At 60.0% G+C, this 6,000-nt stretch carries 7 protein-coding genes; 3 read left to right on the forward strand and 4 right to left on the reverse strand.

The features are described 5' to 3' along the window. Positions 1–84: 84 nt before the first annotated feature. From JNL55_RS30370 to JNL55_RS30385, 4 genes are read right to left on the reverse strand one after another with little or no spacing between them, the layout of a single operon-like run. Positions 85–582, reverse strand: coding sequence for a DUF4426 domain-containing protein (locus JNL55_RS30370; RefSeq protein ID WP_293863411.1), 498 nt, complete (start codon positions 580–582; stop codon positions 85–87). 30 nt (positions 583–612) lie between these two features. Then, a complete protein-coding gene (locus JNL55_RS30375; protein WP_293863413.1) occupies positions 613–1,155 on the reverse strand; it encodes a YggT family protein in 543 nt (180 codons plus the stop codon). An 11-nt stretch (positions 1,156–1,166) separates the two neighbouring features. Next, entirely contained in the window at positions 1,167–1,988 is an 822-nt protein-coding gene (gene proC, locus JNL55_RS30380; protein ID WP_293863415.1) for a pyrroline-5-carboxylate reductase, read from the reverse strand. A 22-nt stretch (positions 1,989–2,010) separates the two neighbouring features. After that, entirely contained in the window at positions 2,011–2,691 is a 681-nt protein-coding gene (locus JNL55_RS30385) for a YggS family pyridoxal phosphate-dependent enzyme (RefSeq protein WP_293863417.1), read from the reverse strand. A 201-nt stretch (positions 2,692–2,892) separates the two neighbouring features. On the opposite strand from JNL55_RS30385, the gene JNL55_RS30390 reads away from it, so the two are divergent. The 3 genes from JNL55_RS30390 to JNL55_RS30400 all read left to right on the forward strand — a co-directional run. Further along, complete coding sequence (locus JNL55_RS30390) at positions 2,893–3,933, forward strand: type IV pilus twitching motility protein PilT (RefSeq protein WP_293863419.1); 1,041 nt, start codon at positions 2,893–2,895, stop codon at positions 3,931–3,933. 53 nt (positions 3,934–3,986) lie between these two features. Beyond that, complete coding sequence (locus JNL55_RS30395; RefSeq protein WP_293863421.1) at positions 3,987–5,150, forward strand: PilT/PilU family type 4a pilus ATPase; 1,164 nt, start codon at positions 3,987–3,989, stop codon at positions 5,148–5,150. Between the two features lie 17 nt (positions 5,151–5,167). Next, the coding region (locus JNL55_RS30400; RefSeq protein WP_293863423.1) for a PilT/PilU family type 4a pilus ATPase at positions 5,168–6,000 on the forward strand (833 nt) is incomplete at its 3' end.

Genomic DNA, 6,000 nt, shown 5'->3' on the forward strand with positions numbered 1-6,000 from the left:
TATTTTTTCAGGCTCGCGCGCGTACCCGTCGGGTGAATGCGACTAACGGACGATGCCATTAGTCGCTTTCGGTGGTGCCGCCGCCTAATCGGCGACGAATTCGCGCTTCAACTTGACGTTGAACGGTGCCGCTTCGCCCTGGGGTGTCACATTGATGTCGAACACCAGGATTTCGGTGCCCGCGATCGACACCTCGCCGATGGAGTAGATGGCTTCGCCTTCGGAGACACGGCGCATCTCGATGCCCTTGAGCTGGCCGTTCAAGTTATAGGCGTCGACGGCAACTGCCGCTTCGACCGGTTTGCGCGGCGCATGTTCCGCTTCCTTGCGCAACACCGTCACGTTGAGCAGCACCCGATTGCCGCTACGTTGAATACCGTAGACGCGCGCGACGTCGGGCGTCAGCTCGTCGGTGCGTAGTGCATTGAAATGCACCTCGTAATTTCCGAAGTCTTTGAAGGTTTCGTCCAGGGCCTGCGCCGGCATGGCGCGTTGTTCGGGTTGCTCGGTGCAGCCGGCGAGTGCCGCGGCGGCCAACAGCGTTGCCACGAACGGGGCGATTGTCCGGGTGTTCTTCAGCACCGTGTTCTCCTCGAATCGCTGGAGAACTGTTTATAGCACCGATCCGAGAGCGATGTTTATCGCCTGCAGGCCGACGATGACGAACAATGCCGAGAAGTCGATACCGCCCAGCGGTGGGATCAAACGACGCACCGGACGCAATAGTGGTTCGCACAAGGTATCGAGCAGTGCTGCTGCCGGACTATACGTGCCCGGCGCGATCCAGCTCAGGATCGCGTACAGCACCATGGCGAAGATGTAGAAGTTCAGCACGGTCGTGATCAAGGTCAGGAACACGACGAAGGCGAATTGTCCCGGCGTGAACACGCCGGGATAACCGCCGAGTAACCACAGCAGGGCCACTGCCGCGGCCTGCACGATGATCAATGCGACGACGGAAGCAGTGTCGACTTTGCCGATCGGCGGCAAGACTTTGCGAAGTGGCATCACCAGTGGATTGGTCATGCGTATCACGGCTTGCGACAGCTGATTGCGCGAGTCGGCGCGCGCCAGCGGCAACAAGACGCGGAGTAAGAACACGATGACCAGCAGCACCTGCAATAGGGTGCCGACGACAAATCTTATTGCTTCCATGGCTGAACGAGTTACGCGCTGCCCAGTTCTTTAGCGAGTTGTGCCGAGCGTTGTGCCGCGGCGGCCACGGCTTGTGAAAAGATAGCACGGACGTTGCTAGCTTCCAGATGCTTGAGGGCCGCTTCAGTGGTGCCGCCCTTGGAAGTCACTTGCTGGCGCAAAGTTGCCGGCGAGTCGCTTGACTCGCGCGCCATGAAGCCGGAGCCGTACGCGGTTTCGACCGCGAGCTTGCGCGCCACCTCCGCCGTCAGGCCCAACTCCTGGCCGGCCGCTTCCAGCATTTCGATCAGCAGGAAGAAATAAGCCGGGCCGCTGCCGGAAATCGCCGTCACCGAATCCATGTCGGTTTCTCGCTGCACCCACAGCGTTGCGCCGACTGCACCGAGGATTTGCTCCGCGAGTGTGCGATGGGCTTGGTTCACTTGGTCGTTGGCGTACAGCGCAGTCACGCCGCAGCCTTGCAACGCCGGGCGATTCGGCATGCAGCGCACGACCGGGACGCCGCCCGCCCAACGCTGGATGTCGGCGGCCAGAATTCCGGCGGCCACCGAAATCAACAGCGGGCGCGTGCCCAGCAACTGCTCTTGCAAGGCGCTCACGACGTTGCGCAATTCCTGAGGCTTGACGGCCAACACCACGACGCCGGCATCGCGCACGGCTTCGGCATTGCTGGCGGCGGTCTGTACGTTGTACTGAGCTTGCAGCGACTGCAGTGTCGGCGCGTACGGATCGGCGACGGCGATCTGTGCCGGCTCGGTGCCCTTGGCGATCAATCCCCCGATCAGGCTGCGGCCCATATTGCCGCCGCCAATGAATGCGATACGTTGTTTCATGGTTACTCGAGACTGTTCAAAGTTACTTCTTATGGCGTTCGCCAAAGATCGCCGTGCCAATTCTCACCCAAGTGGCGCCCGCCGCGACCGCTGCATCCAGGTCCGCCGACATTCCCATCGATAAGGTATCGACGGCCAAGCCGGCAGCGATCAGCCCACGCTGGCAGTCGGCCAGCTGTTGGAACAGCACGCGTTGCTCGTCGAACCGGTCTCGCGGCGGTGGAATGCACATCAAGCCACGCAGTTTGAGCTTTGGCAAAGCCACGATTCTTTGCGCCAAGGCCAAGACCTCGGCGGGCGGCACGCCGCCCTTGCCCGGCTCGGGCTCCAGGCTGACCTGCACACATATATTGAGAGGCGGGGCGTGCTGGGGCCGCTGCTCGTTCAGCCGGATGGCGATCCGCTCCCGGTCCAGCGTGTGTACCCAGTCGAAATGCTCGGCCACGGCCCGTGTCTTATTGCCCTGAAGCTGGCCGGTGAAGTGCCAGGTGAGCTTCAAATCCTGCAATTCCTGCTGCTTGGGCAGCGCTTCCTGCAGGTAATTCTCGCCAAAATCGCGCTGGCCCAGCTCGGCCAGCTGGCGCAGGGCGGCCGCGGGGTGGCCCTTACTGATTGCGACCAAACCGACGGAATCGCACAGTCGGCCCCATTGCGTCGCAAGATCGGCGATGCGATGCCGGGTCTGGGTCCAGCGCTCGCTCAAGTTTCCCGAGGTCCCGTCCGTCACTATAGCCGTCACTGTGTCAGCCGAAATCTGCGGACCGGTTAACATATTGAGCCCGATACCGCTCCGTTATACTGCTGCACGCTCGACTTTTGCGTCCGCATCGCCCCGCTCGTGCCTGTGTCCCAACCGGGTGCCCGTTGGTAAGAGCAGTGGGGCCGCTGACTGGAAGGAAGATTCATGCCCGTCGATATCGCGCAGCTATTAGCTTTCGCCGTCAAGAACAATGCCTCGGATCTGCATTTGTCGGCCGGCGTGCCGCCAATGATCCGTGTCGACGGCGACATGAAGCGCGTCAACATGCCGGCGCTCACTCATAAAGAAGTACACAGCATGGTGTACGACATTATGAATGACAAGCAGCGCAAGGCTTATGAAGAATTCTACGAGACCGACTTCTCGTTCGAAATTCCCAAGCTGGCGCGCTTCCGCGTCAACGCATTCAATCAGGCTCGTGGCGCCGCCGCGGTGTTTCGAACCATTCCGTCGTTGATCATGTCGCTGGACGACTTGAATGCGCCGAAGATTTTCAAGGACCTCGCCATGCAGCCGCGCGGTCTGGTGCTGGTGACCGGCCCGACCGGTTCGGGCAAGTCGACCACGTTGGCCGCCATGGTCAACTACGTCAACGACAACAAGCCCGATCACATCATCACCATCGAAGACCCGATCGAGTTCGTGCACGAGAGCAAGCGCTCGCTGGTCAATCAACGCGAAGTGCATCGTGACACGCTGGGCTTCTCCGAAGCCTTGCGCTCGGCCTTGCGCGAAGACCCGGACGTGGTGCTGGTCGGCGAAATGCGCGATCTGGAGACCATCCGCCTGGCGTTGACCGCCGCCGAAACCGGTCACTTGGTCTTCGGTACGTTGCATACCAGCTCGGCCGCCAAGACCATCGACCGTATCGTCGACGTGTTCCCCGCGGCTGAAAAAGAAATGGTGCGGACCATGCTGTCCGAGTCGCTGCGCGCGGCGATTTCGCAGAGCTTGCTCAAACGCATCGGTGGCGGCCGCGTGGCCGCGCACGAGATCATGATCGGCACGCCGGCGATTCGAAATTTGATTCGCGAAGGCAAGATCGCGCAGATGTATTCGGCCATCCAGACCGGTCAGAAGGACGGCATGCAGACGCTCGATCAGTGTCTGGCCGAACTGTTGCAGAAAGGTGTGGTGACCAAGGAAGAGGCGCGCTTCCGGGCGCAGAATAAGGACGCGTTCTGATTGTTACTTCTGCCCGTCGCCGTCGGCGAAGGCAATTTTAGGTAGGTTGCGAAATGGAACGCGAACAAGCTATCAAGCTGATGCAGGACCTGCTCAAGCGCGTCGTCGACCGCCAGGGCTCGGACTTGTTCATCACCTCCGGGTTCCCGCCCGCCATCAAGGTGGACGGCGAGATCCGTCCGCAGTCCGAGCGTGTGCTCACGCCCGAGCAGGCCGCGGTGCTGGTTCGTTCCATCATGAACGACAAACAGACGCGCGATTTCGACGCGTCCAAAGAATGTAACTTCGCGATCGCGCCGGCCGGCATCGGCCGTTTCCGTGTCAGCGCGTTCGTGCAGCAGGGGCAGATCGGCTGCGTGGTCCGAACCATCAACGCCAAGATCCCCACGCTGGAAGAAATGCAGCTGCCGCCCATCCTGCGCGATGTGGTGATGAGCAAGCGCGGCCTGTGTATTCTGGTCGGCGGTACCGGTTCGGGTAAGTCCACGTCGCTGGCGGCGATGTTGAACTACCGCAACGAAAAAACCCGCGGCCACATCATCACCATCGAAGATCCGGTCGAGTACGTGCACAACCACAAGGGTTGTGTGATCACTCACCGCGAAGTCGGCGTGGATTGCGAAAATTGGCACGTGGCGCTCAAGAACACGTTGCGCCAGGCGCCCGACGTGATCCTGATCGGCGAAATCCGGGATCGGGAAACCATGGAATACGGCATTCAGTTTGCCGAAACCGGTCACCTGGTGCTGGCCACCCTGCACGCCAACAGCGCCAACCAGGCGCTGGACCGCATCATCAACTTCTTCCCCGAGGAGCGCCGGGAACAATTGTTGATGGATCTGTCGTTGAACATCAGGGCACTGATTTCGCAGCGCCTGATTCCGCGCGAATCCGGCACCGGCCGGATCGCCGCCATGGAAATCATGTTGAATTCGCCGCTGATCGCCGATTTGATTTTCAAGGGCGAAGTGGCCCAAATCAAGGAAGTGATGGGTAAGTCCAACCGTCTGGGTATGAAGACATTCGACCAGTCGCTGTTCGACCTGTATGAAGGTGGGTTAATTTCCTACGAGGACGCGCTGCGTAACGCGGACTCCAAGAACGAAGTACGCTTGCGCATCAAGCTCGAGAGCAAGCGCGAGCTGAAGATTTCCGATGAGGCGAGCGATAGCTTGCGCATCATGGAAGAAGAATCCGAAGGCGTCATAGGGCGATAGGTTAGGGTTTGGTAATCATGGCCGCGAACGGCGAGACGGTCGAGAACGAAACGGCGACGACGGACGGCACTGGCGAGGATCGCCAGGTGGTCCTCAATACCAAGCCGTTGTTCAAGCTGATGGTGGACAAGCGCGCCTCAGACTTGTTCTTCACCTCCTACGCGCCCATCAAGATCAAGATCGAAGGCCAGATCTTTCCGGTCAACAAACAGATGTTGACGCCGGAAGTGGTGCGCCAGGCCGCCTACGGTTTGATGACCCAGGAGCAGATCGACGCGTTCAACGACGAGTTGGAAATCGACTTCGCCATTTCCGAGCCTGGGTTGGGTCGCTTCCGCGTCAACGTGTTCCATCAGCGCGGCAACCCGGCGATGGTGCTTCGTTACATCACGGCCGATATGCCGCGCATCGATGACCTCGGTCTGCCGGATATTCTCAAAGACTTGATGATGATGAAGCGCGGTCTGTTGCTCATGGTCGGTGCCACAGGCTCGGGCAAGTCGACCACCTTGGCGGCGATGATCAATTATCGCAACGAGAGCTCGTCGGATCACATCATCACGATCGAGGATCCTATCGAGTTCTTGCACTCGAATAAGAAATCCATCATCAATCAGCGCGAAGTCGGCTTGGACACCAAGTCCTATGCCCGGGCGCTACGCAGCGCCATGCGAGCGGCGCCGGACGTGCTGTTGATCGGCGAAATTCGAGATCGAGAGACCATGGAGTCGGCGATCATGCTGGCGGGCACTGGGCACTTGGTGTTGGCGACTTTGCACGCCAATAACTCGGCCGAGACGCTCGATCGCATCATCAATATGTTCCCTTTGGAACAGCACACTCAGATCTT

The sequence above is a fragment of the Steroidobacter sp. genome (assembly GCF_016790065.1).
Classification (GTDB): domain Bacteria; phylum Pseudomonadota; class Gammaproteobacteria; order Steroidobacterales; family Steroidobacteraceae; genus Steroidobacter.

Bases quoted from the DNA above. Each gene is read 5' to 3' on its own strand.
- JNL55_RS30375 (WP_293863413.1), bottom strand. From the start codon at position 1,155: ATGGAAGCAATAAGATTTGTCGTCGGCACCCTATTGCAGGTGCTGCTG.
- proC (WP_293863415.1), bottom strand. From the start codon at position 1,988: ATGAAACAACGTATCGCATTCATTGGCGGCGGCAATATGGGCCGCAGC.
- JNL55_RS30390 (WP_293863419.1), top strand. From the start codon at position 2,893: ATGCCCGTCGATATCGCGCAGCTATTAGCTTTCGCCGTCAAGAACAAT.
- JNL55_RS30395 (WP_293863421.1), top strand. From the start codon at position 3,987: ATGGAACGCGAACAAGCTATCAAGCTGATGCAGGACCTGCTCAAGCGC.